The organism is Streptomyces sp. NPDC030296, from assembly GCF_055572815.1.
Window position 1 is genome coordinate 444,192 of sequence record NZ_JBVICQ010000004.1, and the last position, 22,419, is coordinate 466,610.

The 22,419-nt window shown below is 70.6% G+C and carries 19 protein-coding genes and 5 pseudogenes; 11 read left to right on the forward strand and 13 right to left on the reverse strand.

Annotation, left to right across the window (positions count from 1 at the left end):
• Window positions 1–11: 11 nt before the first annotated feature.
• The 3 genes from ACZ4Z3_RS13875 to ACZ4Z3_RS13885 are packed head-to-tail and all read left to right on the forward strand — an operon-like array spanning window position 12 to window position 2,543.
• On the forward strand, window positions 12–923 hold the full coding sequence (locus ACZ4Z3_RS13875; protein WP_468501158.1) for a metallophosphoesterase family protein: 912 nt from the start codon (window positions 12–14) through the stop codon (window positions 921–923).
• The gene (locus ACZ4Z3_RS13880; RefSeq protein ID WP_468501159.1) at window positions 868–1,575 is read left to right on the forward strand and encodes a 4'-phosphopantetheinyl transferase family protein; all 708 of its coding nucleotides are present in this window, start codon (window positions 868–870) and stop codon (window positions 1,573–1,575) included. The genes ACZ4Z3_RS13875 and ACZ4Z3_RS13880 overlap by 56 nt, the downstream gene beginning before the upstream one ends.
• Window positions 1,572–2,543 (forward strand): polyprenyl synthetase family protein, encoded by a 972-nt coding sequence (locus ACZ4Z3_RS13885; RefSeq protein ID WP_468501160.1) that lies wholly within the window; start codon window positions 1,572–1,574, stop codon window positions 2,541–2,543. The genes ACZ4Z3_RS13880 and ACZ4Z3_RS13885 overlap by 4 nt, the downstream gene beginning before the upstream one ends.
• A gap of 91 nt (window positions 2,544–2,634) precedes the next feature.
• On the opposite strand, the gene ACZ4Z3_RS13890 is transcribed toward ACZ4Z3_RS13885, so the two are convergent.
• The 5 genes from ACZ4Z3_RS13890 to ACZ4Z3_RS13910 all read right to left on the reverse strand — a co-directional run bounded on the left by ACZ4Z3_RS13890 (window position 2,635) and on the right by ACZ4Z3_RS13910 (window position 6,832).
• Window positions 2,635–2,859 (reverse strand): hypothetical protein, encoded by a 225-nt coding sequence (locus tag ACZ4Z3_RS13890; RefSeq protein WP_468501161.1) that lies wholly within the window; start codon window positions 2,857–2,859, stop codon window positions 2,635–2,637.
• Window positions 2,860–2,970: 111 nt separating this feature from the next.
• Complete coding sequence (locus ACZ4Z3_RS13895) at window positions 2,971–4,395, reverse strand: FAD-dependent oxidoreductase (protein ID WP_468501162.1); 1,425 nt, start codon at window positions 4,393–4,395, stop codon at window positions 2,971–2,973.
• Entirely contained in the window at window positions 4,379–5,587 is a 1,209-nt protein-coding gene (locus ACZ4Z3_RS13900; RefSeq protein ID WP_468501163.1) for an MAB_1171c family putative transporter, read from the reverse strand. The genes ACZ4Z3_RS13895 and ACZ4Z3_RS13900 overlap by 17 nt, the downstream gene beginning before the upstream one ends.
• Before the next feature lie 16 nt (window positions 5,588–5,603).
• A complete protein-coding gene (locus tag ACZ4Z3_RS13905; RefSeq protein WP_468501164.1) occupies window positions 5,604–6,143 on the reverse strand; it encodes a toxin-antitoxin system, toxin component in 540 nt (179 codons plus the stop codon).
• A 32-nt stretch (window positions 6,144–6,175) separates the two neighbouring features.
• On the reverse strand, window positions 6,176–6,832 hold the full coding sequence (locus tag ACZ4Z3_RS13910; protein WP_055712078.1) for a helix-turn-helix domain-containing protein: 657 nt from the start codon (window positions 6,830–6,832) through the stop codon (window positions 6,176–6,178).
• 274 nt (window positions 6,833–7,106) lie between these two features.
• Here ACZ4Z3_RS13910 and ACZ4Z3_RS13915 point away from each other — a divergent pair, with 274 nt between their 5' ends.
• Entirely contained in the window at window positions 7,107–7,790 is a 684-nt protein-coding gene (locus ACZ4Z3_RS13915; RefSeq protein ID WP_468501165.1) for an MmyB family transcriptional regulator, read from the forward strand.
• Window positions 7,791–7,871: 81 nt separating this feature from the next.
• Here ACZ4Z3_RS13915 and ACZ4Z3_RS13920 read toward each other — a convergent pair whose 3' ends face one another.
• Genes ACZ4Z3_RS13920 through ACZ4Z3_RS13930 form a run of 3 tightly spaced genes read right to left on the reverse strand, consistent with a single transcriptional unit; the run spans window position 7,872 to window position 10,077 of the window.
• Window positions 7,872–8,825 carry a PDR/VanB family oxidoreductase gene (locus tag ACZ4Z3_RS13920; RefSeq protein WP_468501166.1) on the reverse strand — a complete coding sequence of 318 codons (954 nt, stop codon included), beginning with the start codon at window positions 8,823–8,825 and terminating at the stop codon, window positions 7,872–7,874.
• Window positions 8,822–9,010: a hypothetical protein gene (locus ACZ4Z3_RS13925; RefSeq protein ID WP_468501167.1), complete on the reverse strand. Its 189-nt coding sequence runs from the start codon at window positions 9,008–9,010 to the stop codon at window positions 8,822–8,824. Before ACZ4Z3_RS13925 ends, ACZ4Z3_RS13920 begins: the two co-directional genes overlap by 4 nt.
• Window positions 9,007–10,077, reverse strand: a complete 1,071-nt coding sequence (locus ACZ4Z3_RS13930) for a Rieske 2Fe-2S domain-containing protein (protein ID WP_468501168.1) — start codon at window positions 10,075–10,077, stop codon at window positions 9,007–9,009. The genes ACZ4Z3_RS13925 and ACZ4Z3_RS13930 overlap by 4 nt, the downstream gene beginning before the upstream one ends.
• Before the next feature lie 643 nt (window positions 10,078–10,720).
• On the opposite strand from ACZ4Z3_RS13930, the pseudogene ACZ4Z3_RS13935 reads away from it, so the two are divergent.
• Both ACZ4Z3_RS13935 and ACZ4Z3_RS13940 read left to right on the forward strand, forming a co-directional pair.
• Window positions 10,721–11,193, forward strand: a pseudogene (locus ACZ4Z3_RS13935) (GNAT family N-acetyltransferase).
• 359 nt (window positions 11,194–11,552) lie between these two features.
• On the forward strand, window positions 11,553–12,140 hold the full coding sequence (locus ACZ4Z3_RS13940; RefSeq protein ID WP_468501169.1) for an Rv1733c family protein: 588 nt from the start codon (window positions 11,553–11,555) through the stop codon (window positions 12,138–12,140).
• Window positions 12,141–12,294: 154 nt separating this feature from the next.
• Here ACZ4Z3_RS13940 and ACZ4Z3_RS13945 read toward each other — a convergent pair whose 3' ends face one another.
• Window positions 12,295–13,131, reverse strand: coding sequence for a universal stress protein (locus ACZ4Z3_RS13945; protein WP_468501170.1), 837 nt, complete (start codon window positions 13,129–13,131; stop codon window positions 12,295–12,297).
• A 155-nt stretch (window positions 13,132–13,286) separates the two neighbouring features.
• Between ACZ4Z3_RS13945 and ACZ4Z3_RS13950 the strand changes: the two are divergent.
• A pseudogene (locus ACZ4Z3_RS13950) lies at window positions 13,287–14,312 on the forward strand (alcohol dehydrogenase catalytic domain-containing protein).
• Between the two features lie 276 nt (window positions 14,313–14,588).
• Window positions 14,589–15,290, forward strand: a complete 702-nt coding sequence (locus ACZ4Z3_RS13955) for an SRPBCC family protein (RefSeq protein WP_468501171.1) — start codon at window positions 14,589–14,591, stop codon at window positions 15,288–15,290.
• A gap of 154 nt (window positions 15,291–15,444) precedes the next feature.
• Here the strand turns inward: ACZ4Z3_RS13955 and ACZ4Z3_RS13960 are convergent.
• From ACZ4Z3_RS13960 to ACZ4Z3_RS13975, 4 genes and pseudogenes are all read right to left on the reverse strand, one after another.
• A pseudogene (locus ACZ4Z3_RS13960) lies at window positions 15,445–16,052 on the reverse strand (GAF domain-containing protein); the annotation flags it as partial.
• Between the two features lie 344 nt (window positions 16,053–16,396).
• Window positions 16,397–17,401, reverse strand: coding sequence for an Acg family FMN-binding oxidoreductase (locus tag ACZ4Z3_RS13965; protein ID WP_468501172.1), 1,005 nt, complete (start codon window positions 17,399–17,401; stop codon window positions 16,397–16,399).
• A gap of 539 nt (window positions 17,402–17,940) precedes the next feature.
• A pseudogene (locus ACZ4Z3_RS13970) lies at window positions 17,941–18,120 on the reverse strand (helix-turn-helix domain-containing protein); the annotation flags it as partial.
• A 33-nt stretch (window positions 18,121–18,153) separates the two neighbouring features.
• Window positions 18,154–18,429, reverse strand: coding sequence for a hypothetical protein (locus tag ACZ4Z3_RS13975; RefSeq protein WP_468501173.1), 276 nt, complete (start codon window positions 18,427–18,429; stop codon window positions 18,154–18,156).
• Between the two features lie 328 nt (window positions 18,430–18,757).
• Between ACZ4Z3_RS13975 and ACZ4Z3_RS13980 the strand changes: the two are divergent.
• The 3 genes and pseudogenes from ACZ4Z3_RS13980 to pflA all read left to right on the forward strand — a co-directional run bounded on the left by ACZ4Z3_RS13980 (window position 18,758) and on the right by pflA (window position 22,408).
• A pseudogene (locus tag ACZ4Z3_RS13980) lies at window positions 18,758–19,209 on the forward strand (pyridoxamine 5'-phosphate oxidase family protein).
• Between the two features lie 167 nt (window positions 19,210–19,376).
• Window positions 19,377–21,653 (forward strand): formate C-acetyltransferase, encoded by a 2,277-nt coding sequence (pflB, locus tag ACZ4Z3_RS13985; RefSeq protein WP_468501174.1) that lies wholly within the window; start codon window positions 19,377–19,379, stop codon window positions 21,651–21,653.
• Complete coding sequence (pflA, locus tag ACZ4Z3_RS13990) at window positions 21,650–22,408, forward strand: pyruvate formate-lyase-activating protein (protein ID WP_468501175.1); 759 nt, start codon at window positions 21,650–21,652, stop codon at window positions 22,406–22,408. The genes pflB and pflA overlap by 4 nt, the downstream gene beginning before the upstream one ends.
• Window positions 22,409–22,419 lie beyond the last annotated feature (11 nt).

Consider the following 22,419-nt stretch of genomic DNA (forward strand, 5'->3'; position numbering starts at 1 on the left):
AGGGAGTGAGGGTGGAGTCGACGGTGGGTCGGCACGGGAACCTGCTGGCCATCAGCGATCTGCACATCGGCTATCCCGAGAACCGCGCCCTGGTCGAACAGATGCGCCCCGAGACGGACGACGACTGGCTCCTCGTGGCCGGTGACGTCTCCGAGAAGGTGGCCGACATCCGCTGGGCCCTCGAGACCCTCGCCGGACGGTTCGCGAAGGTGGTGTGGGCGCCGGGCAACCACGAGCTGTGGACCCACCCCAGCGAGACCGTCCCCCACCGCGGCGTCGCGCGGTACGAGCATCTCGTCGCGCTCTGCCGGGAGTTGGGCGTCATCACCCCCGAGGACCCGTACCCCGTGTGGGAGGGCCAGGGCGGCCCCGTCGTCGTCGCGCCGCTGTTCCTGCTGTACGACTACTCGTTCCTGCCCCAGGGCTGCGCGACGAAGGCCGAGGGCCTGGAGTACGCGCACGGCACGGGCGTGGTCTGCACCGACGAGCACGTCCTGCACCCCGACCCCTACCCGAGCCGCGACGCCTGGTGCCGCGCCCGGGTCGCCGAGACCGAGCGCCGGCTCGCCGAGATCCCCGCCGACCTGCCCACGGTGCTGGTCAACCACTACCCCCTCGACCGGCACCCGACGAACGTCCTGCGCTACCCCGAGTTCGCCATGTGGTGCGGCACCGACCTGACGGCCGACTGGCACCGGCGCTTCCGCGTCGAGGTCATGGTCTACGGCCATCTGCACATCCCGCGGACCACCTGGCTGGACGGGGTCCGCTTCGAAGAGGTGTCCGTGGGTTACCCCCGCGAGTGGCGCCCGCGCCCGGAACCCCCGGGACGGCTGCGCCGGATTCTGCCGATGGAGGTCGGAGCCGTTGATCGAGGAGCTGCTCCCGGAGTCGGTCGTGGCCGTGGAGGCGTACGACGATGACACGACCGGGGGAGCCGACGGGATCGAGCTGTACCCGGAGGAGGCGGCGATCGTGGCCCGCGCGGTGCCGAAGCGGCGCCGCGAGTTCGCCGTCGTCCGGACCTGCGCCCGGCGGGCCATGGAGAAGCTCGGTGTCCCGCCGCGGCCGATCCTGCCCGGTGAGCGCGGCGCCCCCGGCTGGCCGGAGGGCCTGACCGGCAGCATGACCCACTGCGACGGGTACGCCGCCGCCGCACTGGTCCGCGCCACCGACCTCGCCTCCCTCGGCATCGACGCCGAACCCCACGACGCCCTGCCCGAGGGCGTCCTGGAGGCCATCGCGCTCCCCCCGGAGGAAGCCCGACTGCGCCGACTCACCGCCGACCACCCCTCGGTCCACTGGGACCGGCTGCTGTTCAGCGCCAAGGAGTCCGTCTACAAGGCGTGGTTCCCGCTCACCGGCCGCTGGCTGGACTTCTCCGAGGCCGACATCGAGGTGTCCGTCGACCCCGGCGGCCACGCGGGCGGTCTGCGCGCCGAACTCCTCGTTCCCGGACCGGTGGTGGACGGCCGGCGTCTGACGGCCTTCGACGGGCGCTGGAGCGTCCGCCGGGGGCTGGTGGTGACGTCGGTGTCGGTCCCCTTCCCTCTGGAGAACGAGGCACGCCGATGAGTTCCCTCGCGTACGCAGACCTGCACGGACGCATCGCCGCCGAGATAGACGCGGAGATCGAGCACGCCCTGGAGGACCTGGGCCCGGCCGCCACCACGGTCCGAAGATCCATCGCGGGGCTGCTCGGCCACCAGCGGATGAAGTACCCCCTGTCGGTGCTCCCGCTGCTGGTGCACGGGGCGGAGACGGGCGCCCCCGAACCGGCCGTTCCCCTGTCGGCCGTGCACGTGCTGTGGTGGACCTCCGCGTGCTACCTCGACGACCTGGCCGACGGCCACGGCGCGCACACCCCGCGGGGACTCGGCGCGGACGAGGCGCTGCTCGCGGCCGTCCTCAGCGGCCAGGCCCTCCCCATCCGGGTCGTCCAGGCACAGTCCGTCTCCGACACCCTGCGCAACGCCCTCACCTGCGAGATCGTCAACTGCTGGATCGGCGCGGTGGAAGGGCAGTTGCGGGACCTCCGCGGTGACCTCGGCGCGGCCCGTCCGGACTCCGTCGTGGAGGCGTACCGGGGGAAGTCCGGCGCCCCCTTCGCGATGATCACGGCGATGGCCGCGATCCTCGCGGGCGCCGACCACGACCGCACCGAACTGTGGCGGGAGTTCGGCGACGTCTTCGGCGTGCTCTGGCAACTCTTCAACGACCAGGAGGACCTCCTCTCCGGCCGCGACGAGGACCTGCGCAACGGCACTGTCACCTATCTGCTCGCCTGCGCCCTCGACGAGGCGTCCCCCGGCACCCGGGCCCGCCTCGTCGAACTGAGCCCCGCCGCACGGGAGTCCGAGTCCGCGCGGGACGAACTCCGGACGCGTCTGCTCGCCCCGGCCGTTCTCCACCGCTACGAGAAGGACCTCGGCACCTACCGCGACGAGGCCCACCGCGTCCTCGACCGGCTCGGCGGCCACGCGCACCACGTCTCGGCCCTGCGGCAGCTGGTGGACCAGTCGGCGGGGATGTATCTGACGTAGTCGCCGGCGATCCTCCTGTGCGCGCCCCGGTCCGCGCGCCGTGAGGCCGGTCCGCCGGTGGTGCCGGCGGACCGTCGGGCGGGGCGGAGGGTCACACCCCTGGGCACCAGCCGCGCAGCAGCCGGAAGAACTCCTCCTCGTTGCCCGCCAGACCCGCCTCCGCCAGTGCCTGCTCCGCATCGGCGAGCGCGGCGGTCGGCACCACGGGTGGTCGGCCCTCCGGTGGCCCGTCGAACGCGGCTCGTACGGTCCCCAGCAGCCGCAGATAGGCCTGGACGGCGGTCCGCTCACGGTCGGTCGGCACGGCGGTCGGCATCGGACGGCTCTCCCCTCGATGGATGAGTGACACGCCACCAGCTTGCCGCCCGGCACTGACAATCCCGTTCTCCCGCACGCCGGTTCGCTCGGTCAGCGGACGACGGAACCGTTACCGCGCCGCCCCCGGCACGATCTCCCGCTCACGGTCCGTCAGCGGCGGCCCCGTCAGCGGGTCCTTGACCGGGCCGCGCAGCACCGCCAGTACGACCTCCGGCCTGACCAGCGCGGCGGCCGGCGCGGAGAGGGTGATCACCCCGAGGAAGGCCCGGAAGACCAGGGGTCGCCCCACCGCCGTACGCATCAGCCGCTGCACGTACAGCCCGAACAGCCTCTGTACGGCGTTCGGCCGCTTGCCGATGGCCTCGGGGTAGCGGATGTCCGTGCCGGTGGCCAGCTCCCAGGCGAGCGCCACCGGTACGGCGACGGCCCGCTGGATCCGGCGCGCCAGCCCCGGCGCGGTGATCCCGTGCTCGGCGACCTTCTCACGCAGCGCGAGGGCGCCCTGCGCGGCGACCGACATCCCGTGCCCGTAGATCGGGTTGTACGTCGCCACCGCGTCGCCGATCGCCACGAACCCGTCGGGCCAGCGGGACACCTTCTCGAAGTAGCGGCGCCGGTTGATCGTGCTGCGGGTGACGACAACGTCGGTCAGCGGTTCGGCCCCGGATATCAGTTCGCCCACGACGGGATGCCTGACGTTGTGGGCGAACGTGGCGAACTCCTCGGCCTTCGCGGTCGGTTGACCGCCGCGGGTGCCCGACAGGGTCACCAGCCAGCGTCCCCCCTCCACGGGCACGAGCGTCGCGCTCTGCGCCGGCACGGGATCCTCCGCGTTCGGCTGGACGTTCACCACCGGGTACTCCTCGGTGCCCTCGGGCGCCCGGAAGACCCGGCTGGCGTACACGAGTCCCGAGTCGACCTCCTCCATCGGCGCGGGCGGCACCCCCAGCGTGTCGAGCCAGGCGGTGCCCCGCGACCCCCGACCGGCGGCGTCCACCACCAGGTCGGCGGGCAGCAGCCGCTCCTCACCGTCGGCCATCCGCACCCGGACGCCGGTCACCCGGGACGCGTCGCCCGTCAGCCCGAGGATCTCGGTGCGCTCCAGGACGGTGACCCGGGGACCGGCCAGCAGCCGGGCGCGGACCACCGACTCCAGCAGGTCCCGGCTGCACGCGATCATGAACTCCATCTCGGGCCAGCGCCGGATCCAGCCCTGCGCCGACAGCGACACCAGTCCCGTCGGCAACGGGATGCGCCGGGCCCCGGCGGCCAGCCACGCCTCCGTCACGCCGGGCAGCAGCTCCTCCATGGCACGGGCCCCGCCGGACCACAGCAGATGGGCGTGACGGGCCTGCGGAACACCCTTGCGGGCCTCGGGACCCTCGGGCAGCGCGTCACGCTCGACGACGGTGACCTCGGCGTGGTCGCGCAGCGCGGCGGCGGCCAGCAGGCCGGCCAGGCCCGCGCCGACGACGACGGCACGCCGCCCGGTGCCTGCCGCGGTGTCGTGTGGACCGCTAACGGGTTCGCTCATGGAAGTCGCTCTCTGACCTGGTCGCGGCGGCCCACTCGCGGGCGGCCGCTACGACGGGGGACTGGCGCAGGGCGATGGACATCCGCACCAGGTCACGGGGGTTCTCGGCGGGGAGCGTGGGAGTGTCGGCGACCGCCGAGCTGATGACGCGGCCCTCCGGGTCGTCCTGCCGGGCCCGCACCGCCGCCGTCAGCATCGCCGCGTCGGCCTCGGCCCGCGCCTGCACGGGCTCCGAACCCGCCGCGACGGCCGCCTCGTAGGCCTTCGCCCGCACCTCGGAGTCGAAGTACGGGTACAGGCTGAGCATGCCGTCGTGGATGTCGGACTCCCGCTGCGTCATCTGCAGTTGTGCGGGCGCCCACCAGGAGATGCGCACCTCGTGGCCGGCCTGCGCCCACACCGGCCGCAGCTCCCGCCACAGCGGACCGAGCCTGCGGTACGTCGACCAGGTGGTCCACGCGTCGCCGATGCGCTGACCGGCGAGCGGGAGGCAGAAACCGACCGCGCTGACCTGGGCGCCGAGCGACGCCAGCGCGGGGGCGAGATAGGTGCTCAGGCCGTCCAGGTCGGCGCCCCGCCAGCGGGCCGCGACGGCGACCAGCTTGACCGCGGCGAAGGGGACGTTGACGAGATAACCGAACGCGATCACCAGCAGCCCGGCCCGCAGCCAGCCGCTCACCTGGAGCGCCCAGCGCCAGCACATCACGTGCATCGCGACACCGGCGACGGTGAACCCGATGAGGTACAGCACGATCATCTCGCGCAGGAACGGTGTGTTGGCGTAGTACGTGTCGAAGTCCCTTACCCGTTCCACCGGCGCGTTCCCGAGCACGAACAGCACCACGATCGCCGCGCACACCCCGGCGTACCCGCCGATCCAGCGGCGCGAGAGCCGCCGGGTGACCTCGGGGGGACCGCCCCGCCAGTTGGTGATCAGCACCAGGCAGGAGCCGCTGAACGCGCTCAGCAGGACGTACACCAGGGCCGCCGACATGTTGGTGACGCCGGTGAGGTGGTTGACCTCCGTGATCGTCGGGGGCGCGGCGAAGAAGAACACCAGGGACGCCAGGGTCATCAGGGCGCACACGGACCTGATCAGTGGATCGCCCCAGTTCCGCAGCAGCGCGGGCATCTTCAGGGCGAGGGCGACGGCCATCGCGGCGGCCGGTACGTAGTAGCTGTGCCCGTCCATGGTGTCGGCGGCTGCCTCAGCCCTGCGGGCCGCGGTAGCCCAGTGAGGCCCCGATCCGGCCGGCCAGGTGATCACGCCGCACGGGCCCGCGCAGCGCGGAACCGGCGAGCCATGTACGGCACTTGCTCGCGAGCAGCAGACCGAAGCTCTCGGCGTCCTGCTCGTCGGCCAGGTCGAAACGGGTCCGCGCGGCCACTTTCATGACCGTCGCCTGCAGATCGGCGTCCACGTTCAATAAGCGCGCCGCGACCGCGGCGCCCTCCGCGCCCTCCACATGGTGGCCGCAGTGCCCGGCCTGCATGTGCCACAGCTCGTGGCCGAGGATCACCAACTGGTGGTCGGGGGCGGTGCGTTCCTCGATGACGACGAGGTCCTGCTCGGCCATGTCCAGCCACAGACCGCTGGCCGTGCCGGGCGGGAAGGCGGCCGTACGGTAGTGCACCGGGCGGCCGCGGCGTCTGCTCATGCCGTCGCACAAGGCGCTGTAGAGGTCGGCGGGGTCCGCCGGCGCCGGGAGCGTCAGCTCCCCGACCAACTCGCCGCACAGACGGCGCATTTCCTTTCCGATGCCCACAGATTTTCCCCCGGTCAGGACTCGGGCCGCTTGACGCTCTCCAGCAGCATGTCCAGCCACTCCGCCACCTTGTCGCGGTGCTGGTCGGTGGGCAGCTGGGCCGCCCGCCAGGCGATGGAGCGCACACCGTGGTTCTGCAGCAGCCGTTGCAGCGGGTCGTCGGCGGCCTCGGCCGCCGCGCGCTCACGGTCGGCGAGCTGCTGGAGGAGCTCCTGCTCGGTGCGCATCAGGGCGCTCGCCAGGGCCTCCGGGTCCTCCGCGGTGAGGAAGCCGGCATGGACCCGGAAGAAGCGCTGGATGGCGTCGCAGTGTTCCATCGTGGGCCGCCGGTCGCCGTTGATCAGGGCACCGGCCTGCTGGCGCGACATGCCCGCGCCGTCGGCGATCTCCTGCTGGGTGTACTTGCGCCCGTTGGGTTTGAGCCGGGTGCGCCGCAGCAGGTCCAGGCGTTGCAGGAAGCGCGCCTGGATGTCCGGCTCGCCGGCGCGCTGCCCGCTCAGCAGGGCCTTCACCACCGCCTCGGGAACACCGGAGGCGACCGAGAGCCGACGTGTGTCGAAGACCTCGGAGTGCGCCACGCCCAGCTTGTCCGCCAACGCGGTGACGCGGGCCACGACGGCCGGCAGCAGAACCGTCGCCGCGGCGTCCGGAACCTCGAAGCCATCCGTCACCGACAGATCTCCTACGTCTCTCTCAGGCCAATTTCGCGGTACTGCGGAATCCGTGGAACCAAGCCTGGCGCGAGACCTTGGTCCCGGCAAGTACACCGTGAACTGCGGGGAGACTAGCCGCTTCGTCGAACTCACATCCAGGTCTCGCCACAACTGTGGCGAGATTCAGCCGTCAACCGGCGTCGAATGCCACGATAGTTGACACGACTCCGCCGGGGGCAGGAGGATCAAGACGCCGCGTGAAGGCCGCAGAGGCAAGAGGGGTGACCTCCCGATGGCATATCAGGCAGGAGGGCAGCGGTCGGTACCGCGGCCCGTCCCCGACAGTCTCGAAGCCCAGGAAGCGCAGGCATATCTGCTCGACTACGCCGCGCTGCTGGAGTCCGTCTCCTTCCCGTCCGTCGTCCTCGACCACGGCTGGGACGTCGTCCTCACCAACTCCGCGTTCCGGAAGCTGTTCGGCGGCGTGGGCCCGCACCCCACGGCCATGCCCGGCGACAACTTCCTGCGCTTCGTGCTGTTCCATCCCGACGCCGCCACGGTCCTCGGCGACCACGAGTCCAGCTGGTGCCTGCCGATGCTCGCCCACTTCGCCGCCGCCGTGGAGCGGCACGCCCAGGACCGCGGCCTGCAGTCGATCCGCCGGGACATCGCCCAGGACCCCATCATGGACGCCGCCTACCGCCACGGCCTGCCGCACTGGCTGCGCACGGTCGGCCCCGGCGCCGCACGGCACGACGGCGCGGTCCGTCCGCTCGTCCACCCCGACCCCCGCTGGGGCACCACCGACTGCCGGGTCGTCGACGAGACCCCCGAGACCCTCCGCGACCTCGGCTACACCCGTATGACCCTCGTACTGCGCGAGGCCGGCCGGCAGTCCGAGTCCCCCCGCAGGCACCGCCGCTCCCGGCGGGCCACCGTGGGCCACCTCAGCGTGGTGCCCTCACCCGGCCGGTGAGCAGCACCCCCTCCGGTGCCGCCGGCGTTCAGGTCGCCGACGGCACCGGGGGTCAATCCTTCGCCCGCCGGGCCGGTAGTGCTACAGGTCGAGCACCAGCCGGGGGCCCCGGCAGCGGGACACGCAGATGAGCATGGTCTCCCCGGCCTCGCGCTCCTCGTCGTTCAGCACCGAGTCACGGTGGTCGGGGGTGCCGTCCAGGACATCCGTCTCGCACGTCCCGCAGGTGCCCTCCGTGCACGAGTAGAGCACCTCGACCCCGGCGGCCCGCACGGTGTCCAGTACGGAGACCCCGACCGGCACCGTCACCGTCCTCCCCGACCGCTCCAGCACCACCTCGAACTCGCTGTCCGGGCCCGTCTCCTGCTCCTTCGGCTGGAACCGCTCCACGCGCAGCGCCCGCCCCGGACACCGCTCCTCGACCGCGTCGAGCAGCGGACCGGGACCGCAGCAGTAGACGAGGGTGTCCTCGGGCAGCCCGTCGAGCACCGAGCCCAGGTCGAGGAGGCCCGTCTCGTCCTGCGGCGCGACGGTCACCTTGTCCCCGTACGCGGCCAAATCGGCCAGGAACGCCATCGACCGACGGCTGCGCCCGCCGTACAGCAGCGACCACTCGGCGCCCGCCGCCTCGGCCGCGGCCAGCATCGGCAGGATCGGCGTGATCCCGATGCCGCCGGCCACGAACCGGTAGCGGGGCGCGCTCTCCAGGGCGAAGTTGTTGCGCGGCCCGCGCACCCGCACCTTGTCGCCCTGGCTCAACTCCGTGTGCACGAACGCCGATCCACCGCGCCCCTCGGGCTCCCGCAGGACCCCGATCCGCCAGGTGTGCCGGTCCGCCGGGTCACCGCACAGCGAGTACTGCCGCTCCAGCTCCGGGCCGAGCAGCACATCGATGTGAGCGCCGGGTTCCCAGGAGGGGAGTTCCTCGCCGAGCGGGTGGCACAGGGTGAGGGTGAGCACGCCGTCGGCGGCGAACTGGCGCGCTTCGACGAGGAGTTCGGCCTCGTACGGCGACGAGGGCGAGGACGAGGTCATGAGCTGTTCCCTTGCGGCTCGTGTCCTTGGGGGTGGGCGAGCATCCACTCCCACATCTCGATCGGGTCCTGCGAGGTGTGCTCGCGCCCGCAGTGGCAGGTGCCGTGCAGGACGTCGGTGCCCGGCAGCCAGTCCACGCGGTAGATCTCACCGGTCCGGAAGGGCACGGCGGAGGAGGCGCTCACTGGACCTTCTCCACGGGCTTCGCGCCCTCCTCGACCAGCCGGGCGAGAATACGGCGGGCGGCCAGACCACCGGTGTCGATGTTGATGCTCAGCTCCTGGTAGCCGGTGCGCTCGGTGCCGAGCGTCTTCTGCAGCAGGTTGAGCGCGTCGACGTCCTGCATCACGACGGTGTGGTTGTTGTTCCGCAGGAACTCGGTGACCTCGTCGTCCTCGATCGCCCAGTCCCGCGAGACCATCCAGAAGTCGTACACTTTGCCGTCGGTCGACGGGGTGATCGCGTACGTGATCTCGGTGTGGAAGCCGTTCGGGTCGCTGCCGTCCGCCTCGGGGAGCACGCCGACCGGGGCGACCCGGCTGTGCAGCAGGTACAGACAGGGGGCGAAGTACTCGATGTCCTGCCAGCGGGTGATGCGGCCGGAGATGCCGGTGGACCTGGCGTAGAACGGCGGGCACTCGGCGTCGTCCATGTGCCGGCTCACCCGGACGACGCCGGCGCCCTCGTCGACCTCGGTGGTGATCGGCGTCTCGGCGACCTCCGGGGTGCCGATGTAGCCGCCGTGCAGATATGTCTCGTGGGACAGGTCGAGCAGGTTGTCGACGAGGAGCCCGTAGTCGGCGTCGATCGGTTCCATGCCGCGTATGGTGACCCAGCCGGGGGAGTCCAGGTGCCTGGCCCGGGGGATGGTCTGCGGGTCGGCGAGCGCCGGGTCGCCTATCCACACCCAGATCAGGGAGTCCTGCTCGACCACCGGGTACGAGGCGACCCGCGCGGTCCGCGGCACGCGCTTCTGCCCCGGCACGTACACACAGGTGCCGGTCGTGTCGTACGTGAAGCCGTGGTAGCCGCACACGATCCGGTCGCCGTCGAGCCGGGTGGGGGCCTCGGACAGCGGGTACCGCCGGTGCACGCACCGGTCGTGCAGCGCGACGGGCGTGCCCTCCTCCTCCGTCCGGTAGAAGACGAGCGACTCGCCGAGGATCGTCCGGCCGAGCAACTCCCGCCCGACCTCATGGGCGTAGGCGGCGACGTACCACTGGTTCCTGGCGAAGGCGGTGGTGTGAGGCATGGGGGCTGGCTCCCGTCTCTCTGTGGTGGCGTCATCGTCGGGAAGGGCTTCGTGGGCGCGCAATACCGCTTCCGTCTCGCGGAAGGTTCGTTGTAAAGCACCTGGTCAGATGGGTGATCGATACGCGCACTCAGAGTGCGACCCTGCTGCAAGGACTTACCGTGTTTCCTGCCCTCAGCAGACGTCTCGCGTCGCTGCAGTGTCGATGATTCGCGGCGAATGACCTCTTTGGTCTCTTCGTGGCGACTTCCTGGCTGCATATGGCTGGTACAGCGGCAGGAGTTGTCTGGTCGCAGGTCAAGCGCGGTCGTTGCTGTGATGAGAGGCCTCTGGGTCGAATTCGCGTTCGGCCATCTCGTTGAGGGTGTCGCTGCAGGTCAGTGGTGGTCGGAAGGCGTGACGGCGGGATCGAGAGGGCAGGCCGCTGACCCTGTGGCCTTTGAGCGGTGGCAGTCAGCAGGTTCTTCGTCTGCTGGTGGTACAGCTCTCGCACGCCTCTCTGACCAGCGCGAATGTTCTGCTTGCCGGGAAGTTGCCGAACTCTGGACCGTGTGTGGTTCCGGATCTTGGTCACGGCCCGGGCTTGCGTCACAAGTCGCCCGACCCGTGCGGACCTTCGTCTGTAACGGCTGAGGTGCCTGTCATGATCGTCATCATGGGGATACACATCGCACCGGCCGGGGTGGCCGATTTCCACAGGTCCTGACTGATCACCCCCGTTACTGGGGCGAACGCGACCTCCGGTCGCTGCACCTTCTGGCACTGGTGCAGGAGTTCGGCTCAACCTGCTTGGTTGCCCGGGCCGAGGACGGTATCCGTGGACATATCTTCGGGTTCGCCACCCCCAGCGGCACTGGTTACGTGCATCTGATCGCGACGCGGGACGACGCCCGCGGCACTGGGCTCGGGCGTCGTCTGTATGTGGCGTTCGCTGAGGCCGCAGAACGACAAGGGGCGCGGCAACTGAAGGCGATCACGTCAATCGAGAACACCGGCTCGATCGCCTTCCATCGCAGCCTCGGCTTCGACACGCAGATCGTGGACGACCACAACGGCCCCGGCCGGGCCATGGCCGTCTTGCACCGTGATCTGCCGCTCAACGTGTCGTGGCCCTGATCAACCGGCCGTCACTGATAAAAGCACGAGACTGACGGGTGCACGCGCTCAAGCGGCAGTTGGGCTGCATCCGGCCCGGCGCGGTCATCCTCGGCTACCCGGGTGCGCCGAAGGGCCCTGACGCGTCGGGCAGGGCTGGAAGCAGACATGGGGGCATGAGGTGGTCGGCTCAAAGCGTCTTGGACATGCTGCGGCCTGCTGCCTGCCGTGTGAGACCGGCTCGCGCGCAGAAAGGCTGGGCCGTACCTGGCGATGTCCGCGGACGGCTGGTGTATGAGGCCCTGGGGTGGTGCCGGTCGGCTCCTGCCGCAGCCGCATCGCGGCTGTCACCGTCGTGTTGTCCTGATGAGGAGGTGGGTGTGCGATGCGCGGGTAAAAAGCGTACGAGGCAGTTGCTGTGGCGGTGGCGGAGGAACCCGCTGCGGCGGCGCGACGACGTCATCGAGGCGTGGATCATGCTGGCCGTGTGGACCGTCATTGCCGTGGGCGGCGCCGTCGTCGGCACCGTCACGGCCCGGGCGGCGGACAGGTCCTTCGCGCAGCTGCGCGACAGTCGGCACTCCGTGAGGGCGGTACTCCTGGAGAACACCGCGCAGGCGCCGTCGGCGGAAGGGGCTTTGGACGACTGCGTCCGTGCGAAGGTCCGCTGGGTGGAGCCGGATGGCTCCGCCCACACCGGACGGGCCACGGTGGACTCCGGGCTCAGCACCGGATCAAGAGTGGTGATCTGGTTCGACGACACTGGGCGGATGGCTCCGCGGCCGCCAACCGCTGCTCAGGCATCCGCTCAAGCGGGCGTGCTGGGTCTGTCAGCCGCGCTTGCCCTTGGCGGCCTCATATACGGGATTGGCCGTGCAGCACGGTGGCGGCTCGACCGTCGGCGTATGGACAAGTGGGGCAGGCAGTGGGACCAGGTCGAGCCGCAGTGGCGGCGCGAGACCACATGAACCAGGGCTGAGCAACGCCACGCTCCTGGGCCGCTACGACCGAGTGTGACAGGGCCACGTCGTGACAGATGTGGTCCGTGCAGCCGCTGGTTCGGCTGGCTGTCGCTCGGCAGGTCTCCGAGGCTGCATGTCCGGCGATCACTCGCGTAGCCGGTCAGTCGTGCGGGACCACCGCGACCGGTGCCGTGGCGTGGTGGAGCACAGCATGGGTGACGGGCCCGATGCGGGCACCGAGCGGAGACTGCCGGATGCGTCGCCCGACGACGACCAGTGAGGCATCGGCCGCGGCGTCCACCAGGTGAGCGCCGGCGTTGCCCACCGCGGTCTGCTCGACGACCTCCACGCCGGGGAACTTCTCCCGCCACGGTGCCAGGGCCTCTTCGACGGTGCTCGTCTCCTGGCGGGCCAGCTCGTCGTTCAGCGCTGGATCCGCGGGAAGACCGTAGGCGAAGTAGGGCGGCAGGCTCCAGCCGTGCACGACCCGAAGCATGGCCGCGCGGCTGGCCGCGGCCTCGAAGGCGAACGCGGCGACAGCGTCGTCGGGGCGCTTGTGGTCCAGGCCCAGGACGACGTCCCGGTACGGCGTGAGGATCGAAGGATGGCCGTCCGCGTCGGGCTGATGCTCGTCCTCGGCGCGCGCGTCGGAGCGTACGAGGACGACCGGCCGCGTGGTCCGTGCCGCAAGCGCGAGCCCGACCGAGCCGACCAGGAAGCTGACGACACCGCTCAGCCCCCTGGACCCGATGACCAGCGGATCGGCTTCGGCGGACGCGCTGAGCAGCGCTGTCACGGGAGGCTGCGGCACCTGCTCCCACGTGCTCTTCAGACCGGGGGTTTGAGCGGCACGCTCGTGGACCTCGGGTTTCTGACACGGCGGACACGTATTCAAGACCGCGTCACCCGAATGGGGCCGTCGACATGCACCACCGAACCATCGCAGAAACGTCAAGCGGCTCCCCGTCATGGAGGAGGCGGACCGGCAGCTGGGCATGTCACGTTGGAAGCCGTACGGCTATGGAGAACGGAGCAGGCCCCATCTTCCGGCTGCCCTCCAAGGAGCCGGACCGTGGAGCACGGGCGGCCTCGTCACCCGGCAGCGCCGCGGGGGCGACCGTGGAGGTGTGAGGGAGCGAGGGAGTGACCACCGTGCGAGCGCTCGTCTACCACGGCCCGGCACAGAGCTCCTGGGACACCGTCCCGGACCCTGCGGTCGAGGAGGCGACCGACGCGATCGTGCGCGTCGATGCCACCACCGTCTGCGGCAGTGACCTGCAGATCCTGCGCGGAGACCTTCGTGAGGTGAAGCCGGGGACGATCCTCGGCCTCGAGGCCGTCGGCGAGGTCGTGGAGGTCGGCAGCGACGTCCACGAACTGCGCCCCGGAGACCAGGTGATCGTCTCGTCCGTCTCGGCCTGCGGCCACTGCCCGGCGTGCCGCGACAGCACATACGGACAGTGCCGCGAGGGCGGTGGATGGATCCTGGGCTGATCAACGGAACCCAGGCCGAGTTCGTGCGGGCGCCCTTCGCGGACTACTCCACCAACCGATGCCCCTCCCACCTCCCTCTCGGCGACGCGGTCCTGCTCGCCGAGGTCCTCCCCACCGCCTACGAGGTCGGGGTGCGGAACGGCCATGTGGGACCCGGAGACACTGTCGTCGTGGTGGGTGCGGGTCCCGTCGGTCTCGGCGAGGCGGTCATAGCGCGGCTCTACTCGCCCCACCGGATCATCGCGACGGACCTGTCCGCCGTACGGTTGGGAGCCGCCCTCCGCGTGGGGCCCGCTTCCGCAGAACTGCCCGGGAAGATGATCGCCGACCTGGCCGAGGGGCTGGGCGCCGACGTGGTCATCGAAGCGTCAGTTGAACCGGAGGGCTTCGTTCTGTGCACCCGTGCCGTTCGCGCAGGGGGGGCACATCGCCAACATCGGCACGCACGGCAAACCGGTCACGCTGCATCTGGAATCCCTGTGGCGCAAGAATGTCACGATCAGCACCGGCCAGGTCGACACGTCCTCAACGCCATGGCTGCTGGAGCTGGTGAAGTTCGGACGCCTGCCCGTCGCCGAGCTCGTCACCCACACCTTCGTCCTCGATCGGATGGAAGATGCCTACGAGGTGTTCGCGCACGGCACCAGCACGGGTGCCCTCAAAGTCGTGCTGCACCGCGAGTGAAGAGTCCAGCAGAGGGGCCGAACGGGCCGTCCGGCCCTTCGGCCAGGGTCCTTCAGCCCTACTTCTGGTCGCCATGCGGCGGTTTCATGGAATTGAGCCGAGGGCCACAAGGAGACACGGCGAAGCGGAGCGAGACCGCGCACCGTGCAATTCGGGCCCGCAAGAAGCGGGCGGCCCTCGGCTCCATGAACGCCTGCGGTGTGCCGCCGTCCGATCCGGCCGCGTCCCCGGGCCCGCCGACGGCAGGCCCCCTGCTCGGCCACCAGGGAGGAAGTAATGCCCGCGCAGTGCACAAGCCAACAGCGGTCGGCAGCCCGGCTGCTCCCCTTCGCGGCAGCCTCCGCCGCACTGGCGCTCTACGCGCGGTGGATCCGCCCGCGTCTGTTGACCTGGGGTGCGACCCGGGACGAGATCACCGGTGCCTACCCCGGCGACGAGCTCGTCCCCGACCCCGACGGCACGTCGACGATGGCTACGACCCTTCCGGCGCCTCCCGAGACGGTCTGGGCCTGGCTGGTGCAGATGGGATACGACCGCGGCGGCTGGTACAGCTGGGACTGGCTGGACCACTACGGGGAACCCAGCGCCGACCGCATCGTGCCCGAGTGGCAGGACCTTGAAGAGGGACAGCGTCTGACCGCGGCTCGCAGCAGCCGGTCCTGGTTCACCGTGGCCCGACTGGAGCCGAACCGGACCCTGGTGCTGCGGTCGGACCTGAACGTGCCCTCCGGCCACTCCTTCGATCCGCGGTCGAATCCGCTGCCGCGGGCCCGCGTCGACGGGATCTGGGGCTTCCACCTGCGGCCGACCTCCGACGGCGGAACCCGCCTGGTGGTCCGGACGCGCGGTACGGGCCGCCCACGACCGCTCACCCGGCCGTTCGACCTGCTGCTGGGGGAGCCCGCGCACTTCATCATGCAGACCCGTCAGTTCCACAACTTGCGCACCAGGGCCGGTGCGGAGTCCCTGGGGGCCTGACGTTGAACGGCCTCTGCGCACCGGGGCTGGGATGACTGGATACGCAGGAAGAGGCTGCCGCGACCGTACTGGTGTGTGACGAGACCGGCGCCGGTGCGTGAGGTGCAAAGTCCCCGGCGGCCTTCATCAGGGCCCATGTGTGCCTTTTGCTTTCCCCCAAGTGGTGGCCGGAGGTAGTGGCTGGTTTGTAGACCGCTGCCGCGTCGAACGGGACGAAGTCGGGTAGGCGGGGGAGCAGCAGGCGCTGGAAGTGTTCGGCACCGGAGCGCACCTGCTGATACAGGCGGGCGTTCTCGATGGGGATGCCGGCGGCCCCGGCCAGCGCCAGCACCACTGACTCGTCCTGGTCGTTGAAGGGTTTGCCGTCCTGCCGCTCGGCCAGGTAGAGGTTGCCGTAGACCTGCCCACGCACGCTGATCGCCACGCCGAGCAGGGGCCGCATCGGCGGATGCCCCTTCGGGAAGCCGACGGCGTCCGGGTGGCGCGGCAGATCGTCCACACCCAGCGGCTCCGGGTGCGCGATCAGGCGCCCGAGCACGCCGCGGCCCTGCGGGAACTCCACACCGGCCAGAGCCTGACGCTCCCGGTCGGTCAGGCCGGGATGAACTCCTCGACGCGAGTGCCCTCCTCGTTCAGCACCCCCAGGGCGCCGTAACGGGCATCCACCAGGTCCATCGCGGCGGCGCGCACGATCTGCCGCAGGACCACCGGCAGCTCCAGCTTCCGCCTGATGGCCATGACGGCGTCCAGCAGTGCCTGCATATGCTCCTGCGCCTGGGCCAGCTGCTGAACCTGCTCGGTGACGCCGTCCGGGACCGCATGCCAAGCCGGCCCGGCTGTCTCCCGCGGGCGGTGGCGCTGTAGTTCCCTGTCCTCGTTCACCGGCACCTCACCCCGCCCCTTCGGGCGCCGCCGCGCGGGCACCAGCGACGGCAAGTCGGCCACACCGCACACCCTAGAACACCCCGGGCCCACCCATCCCGCCGTCGCTCACCGACGTCCGGGGATCGCTTTTCGCAGGTGTAGTGCGGTCGGGAACTTCTTGGCCGACCGGAGTCACGAAACGTGCAGGCCGGTCCGTCGCGGGGCGCGGCCACGCGCGTCCCTCAGTCGCCGTGCAGGCCGGTCGGTCGGGTATCGAGCCGCGCGGTGCGGCGTGGGGTGGCCGGGCCTTCCGGGCCGTATCCCAGGCGGATCAGCATCTGGGGGTGCCCAATGAGGTCGGGTGTCGAGTTCAGGGAACGGCGCAGGTCCGGCCACTCCATGGGCTGGTGCAGCAGGGAGGTCCGTACGCCGTGGACCGTCGCGACCAGCAGCAGGTGCTGTAGGGCCTGCCCAGCCCGCAGCCAGTCGGCCCGGCGGTCGTGTTCGGTGGTCAGCAGCGCTATGACCGGGTTCGTCTCGAACGGCCGGGCGGCAAGCCGCTCGGTGTGGCGTTGCGCGGTGAAGTCGCGCATGGGCAGGTGCTCGTGGGCGTCCTGCGGGCCGAGGGCGGTCCGCGGGAGTCCCACGTCGGTGAGCGCGTCCCGGTCGCGGTGGATCCAGCGGCGGCTCTCGGCTCCTCGGTCGTGATCCGTACGGTTGCGGTGCTCGGCCTCGGCGGTCACCCGGAGCAGACGATCGGCCTCGGCGGCTGCGGGGAAGGCGAGCAGGGCACCCTCGGTGCGGGCGGCCTCGGCGAGTTCCGCGCACAGCTGGGGCGGCAGGGGCCTGTCGGAGAACGGGAACCGGCTGCTGCGCCTGCGGCCGATCACCTCGTACAGGTCCCCGCGATGCCCCGTGGCCGGCCTGGAAGCGGGGCCCGTCAGACGGACGGTGGCGAGGAGCTCGGGATCGTCCGGTGAGGGCAGCAGGCGGGTGACCGCGTGCCAGCCAAAGTGGGCCACCGCGACACGGAGGTTGAACACGGACGCGCCCACCGACAGGTGCAGGGCACGGCCCGTGGGATCCACGTGCCGCAGCCCCCGCTCCGGAGCCGCGCGGACCTGGAGTGTGACGGTCTCGGGAACTAGGCGGAAGCGCCATGGCTGGGTGTTGAAGATCGAGGGCGCGGCGATCGCGGCCGTGAGGCAGGCTTCCAGCATCGAGGCGTCAAGAGTGGTGGATCGCATGGGGGCCCTCCTTGCCCGTCCCGGGTCGCGCAGAGGCCGCGCGGATCGTGCCTTTCACCGATGGTGGGAGTTCCCCGGCGGTGGAGGGGAGGGGCCGGTGGTCCCTCGGCGTGGCCCGTACGGGCCAGACGTGCTCGGCGCGCTCCCCTCTGTGGTGTCGTGGCCGTCCTGCTCGGCGAGTTCCATGGCCCTGCCGTCACGGGCCTGTTGGGCAAACGTCCCAGCCGATAAATGAAACCGGCGGCCAATTGGCGGAAGGTGTGACCAGCGCGTCGCTGGCCGTCGTCCGTTGCCGGATCCGACGGGTCCCGTTCGGTGACGGCATCGGGCCCGTCGCGTGTGTCGTGCCGCATCACACGGCGGCGCCGACCGTGGTGGTTCCGGCATGACTGACCGAGTGGGACATGGGCGGCCGGTCGGGTAGTGAAGGGGACGGTCGGCCCCGAAAACGGCCCCGGTCGGTCCTGGAGCAGCAGGGAGCTCGTGCGCAGGCCGGGGACGTACCGTCCGCAGTGGGCGGACTCGCCTCTCCTGGGCGGCTCGCCTCGCTCGCGCCAAGCCCGGCGCCACCGCTCCACCGACCGCTCGCTCACCCGCAGCGCGGCAGCGATCTCCCGGTTCTTCTCCCCGCCCTCGAAGCGTTACACGGCCTGCAGCCGGATCTGCTCCCGCGCGGCCCACTCGGCGTCGGTCAGCCCGCCGCCCTGCGCGTACCTCACAGCCCCACAGCTACCGCAGCCGACAGGCCGGCGTCAGGCCAGCATCCCCGACATCACCCAATCAAGTTCGGTGGAGGGCGTCTCCCGTGCGTCGTGCTGGGTGGTGATCAGGGCGATCAGGCCGGTGCGTGCCCGCCATATCCGCGGCGCGGTGGGCCGGATCCGGGTGATGCCGAGGAAGTCCCGGCTCGCGAGTGTGGTGCAGTCCGGGTGGGAGGTGCACGTCTCCAGGGGCACACCGTCAGGGCTGCCGCCTGCCGCGCGGGTCCAGCGGGTCAGTTCAGCGGTTCGCTTCGCATCCGCCCGCATGGTGTCCCCGTCACCCCGGCCGGACGGTCTCGTCCGGCCGGGTGACAGGGTTCGACTGGTTGAAGCAACACCGATCACCTCTCTTGGTCTGTCTGGGCAGGGGGCGGATCCGGTGTGCCTTTCACACATGGGCAGAACAAACCTGAGGGACAGCGCTCATCCGGCTCCTGGCCGGGCCGAGCTCTCCCCGATGGCTGCCGACGGGGCGTATCGGCACCTCAGCGGGGGCCGCTCTCAGATACACGGGGACTCATGGCCTCTCATCTCCGATGCCGAGGCTACGGACGATGGAGTGCGAGCGTTGCCCTGCGTGAGAGACGGACTGGCTATGTATTCCAACGACGGTTTCCGTGAACTCGGTCGGCAGGAATGTCTGGGTCTGCTGGCGAAGGTGTCGGTCGGCCGCATCGTGTACACCCGGCAGGCACTGCCCGCAGTCCTGCCGGTCAACTTCTGTCTGGACGACGACGGTGCGGTGCTGCTGCGCACCTGTGCGGCTTCGGAACTGGCCCGTGCGGTCGACGGTTCGGTGGTCGCCTTCGAGGCGGACGAGGTCGACGCGGTCGCCCGGGCCGGCTGGAGTGTCGTCGTGACCGGGCGGGCGGCAGTGGTGAACGACCCGGCCGAGCACGAGCACCTGAACAGGGTTGTTCCCTTCGGGGCGGCCGTCCGCCGGCCCCTTCGCCCGTGGAGGTCTTCGTTCGTGTCGAGCCCGAGCTGGTGACCGGGCGGGAGCTGGTCGGCGGTCGCACGCTGTACGGGGTGCGGCTCTCCGCCTGACCGGGGCCCTGCGCAGAGGGCCGAAAGGCCCCATGGCAAAGGGGCCGGACGGTCGCGGTGACGGGTTCCTGGCGGCCCTGCCCCCGACCACGGTGGGCGACGAGCATCGACGGTGGAGCCGAACGCGGAGATCCCACGGACGGTGCGCGAATGAAGCGGAGGCAGTGATGACGGTGGCATCCCACGCAGAAGCAGCCGAGACCGGCGCGGACGCATCCGTGGAGGCGTGGCGCGGATTCGCCGGAACACGGTGGCAGGAGTGCGTCGACGTACGGGACTTTATCCAGGCCAACTACACGCCGTATGAAGGCGGCTCGGAGTTCCTGGCCGGCCCGACCGGGCGCACGCGCGCGGTCTGGGACAAGGTCAGCGTCCTGTTCCCCGTGGAGCGGGAGAGGGGCATCCTCGATGTCGACGCGGCCACCCCGTCCACGATCACCTCGCACGCGCCTGGCTACATCGACCGCGACCGTGAGCTGGTCGTCGGCCTGCAGACCGATGCCCCGCTCAAGCGGGCGATCATGCCGAACGGCGGCCTGAGGATGGTTGAGAACGGGCTGGCGGCGTACGGCTACAAGGCCGATCCGTTCGTGGCGGAGGTCTTCGGAACCTACCGCAAGACCCACAACGACGGCGTCTTCGACGCCTACACCCCCGAAATGCGCGCCGCCCGCAAGGCCGGGATCATCACCGGGCTGCCGGACGCGTACGGCCGCGGACGGATCATCGGTGACTACCGGCGTGTCGCGCTGTACGGTACGGAGCGGCTGATCGAGGCCAAGCGGGCCGAGCGGGCGCTGCTGGACGCGCAGCCCTCCAGCTCGGACGTCATCCGGGACCGTGAGGAGCTGGCCGAGCAGATTCGCGCGCTGGGGGAGCTGGCCGAGATGGCCGCCTCCTACGGCTGTGATGTCACTCGCCCCGCCGCCACCGCACATGAGGCGGTACAGTGGCTCTACCTGGGCTTCCTGGCCGCGGTGAAGGAGCAGAACGGCGCCGCGATGTCGCTGGGGCGTACCTCCACCTTCCTGGACGTCTACCTCCAGCGGGACCTGGACGAGGGCCGTATCGACGAGACCCGCGCACAGGAGCTGATCGACGACTTCGTGATCAAGCTGCGGATCGTACGGTTCCTTCGCACCCCCGAGTACGACGCCCTGTTCTCCGGCGACCCGACCTGGGTGACGGAGTCCATCGGCGGCATCGGCGCCGACGACCGCCCGCTGGTCACACGGACGTCCTTCCGCTTCCTGCAGACCCTGTACAACCTCGGCCCCGCCCCGGAGCCGAACCTCACCGTCCTGTGGTCGCCGCGGCTGCCCGAGGGCTTCAAGCGGTTCTGCGCGCAGGTCTCGATCGACACCAGCTCCATCCAGTACGAGTCCGACGAGCTGATGCGGCCGCGCACCGGTGACGACACGGCGATCGCCTGCTGTGTGTCCGCGATGGCGGTGGGCAAGCAGATGCAGTTCTTCGGGGCCCGAGTGAACCTGGCAAAGGCGCTGCTGTACGCGGTCAACGGCGGCCGGGACGAGATGACCGGCGAGCAGATCGCGCCAGAGATGCCCCCGCTGAAGGGCGAGTACCTGGATTATGCCGAGCTGTCGGCGGCGTACGACCGGGTGCTGGACTGGCTGGCGGAGACGTACGTCGACGCGCTCAACGTCATCCACTACATGCACGACAAGTACGCCTACGAACGTATCGAGATGGCGCTGCACGACTACCCCGTGCACCGTTTCATGGCGTGCGGCATCGCTGGTCTGTCGGTCGCCGTGGACAGTCTGTCCGCGGTCAAGCACGCGCGTGTGAAGGTCTTCAGGGACGCCACGGGCCTCGCCGTCGACTTCCGCACTGAGGGCGAGTTTCCCGCGTACGGCAACAACGACGACCGCGCCGACGGCCTCGCCGTCGAGCTGGTGGAGTCGTTCATGGCGAAGGTACGCAAGCACCCCACGTACCGGGGCGCCGAGCACACGCAGTCGGTGCTGACCATCACCTCGAACGTGGTGTACGGCAAGCACACCGGTAACACCCCGGACGGCCGGCGCGCGGGTGCCCCGTTCGCGCCCGGCGCGAACCCGATGAACGGCCGCGACCGGCACGGCATGGTCGCCTCCGCGCTGTCGGTGGCGAAGCTCCCGTACGAGGGCGCCCGCGACGGCATTTCCCTCACATCGACCGTCACGCCTGAGGGGCTCGGCCACGACCCGGCCGAGCGTGCCGCGAACCTGGCCGGCATCCTCGACGCCTATATGGCCTCCGGCGGCTTCCACATGAACGTCAACGTGCTGAACCGGGCGACACTCGAGGACGCCATGGAGCACCCGGAGAAGTACCCGGAGTTGACGATCCGGGTCTCCGGTTACGCGGTCAACTTCGTCCGTCTGACCCGCGAGCAGCAGCTCGACGTGATCAGCCGCACCTTCCATGGGGCACTGTGAACACCGCGACGCAGCTCGCCGCCGGACAGGTTTCGGGCCGGATCCACTCCTGGGACCTGTCCACCGGCGTCGACGGCCCAGGCACGCGGTTCGTGCTGTTCGTCAGCGGCTGCCCGCTGCGTTGCCTGTACTGCGCCAACCCCGACACCTGGCACATGCGCGACGGGCGCCAGGCCACCGTCGACGAGGTGATGACCGAGCTCGACAAGTACCGGTCCTTCATCACCACGGCGGGTGGGGGAGTGACCCTCACGGGAGGCGAGCCCCTGCTCCAGCCGGCCTTCACGGGCGCGGTGCTGCGCCGCTGCAAGGAGGCCGGCCTGCACACCGCTCTGGACACCTCCGGCTTCCTGGGCGCCCGCGCGACCGACGAACTGCTCGCTGACACCGATCTGGTCCTGCTCGACATCAAGTCCTTCGACGTTGCCACCTATCGAAAGCTCACCGGCGGCTCACTCGCCCCCACCCTGAGCTTCGCCACCCGGCTGGACCGGCTGGGCGTCCCGGTGCACGTTCGCTACGTCCTGGTCCCCGGCTGGACCGACGACCCGGAAGCCATCGACGGCCTGGGCGCGTTCCTGGCCGGGCTGAGCAACGTCGACCGGGTCGACGTCCTGCCCTTCCACAAACTCGGTGCCCACAAGTACGACGCCCTCGGGCTGCCTTTCCCCCTGCGCGACACTGCCACGCCCGCCCCGGAGCTGACCGAGCGCGTGCGTGAGCAGTTCCGGGAGCACGGGCTCCGGGCCCTGTGACCCTGGCGTGG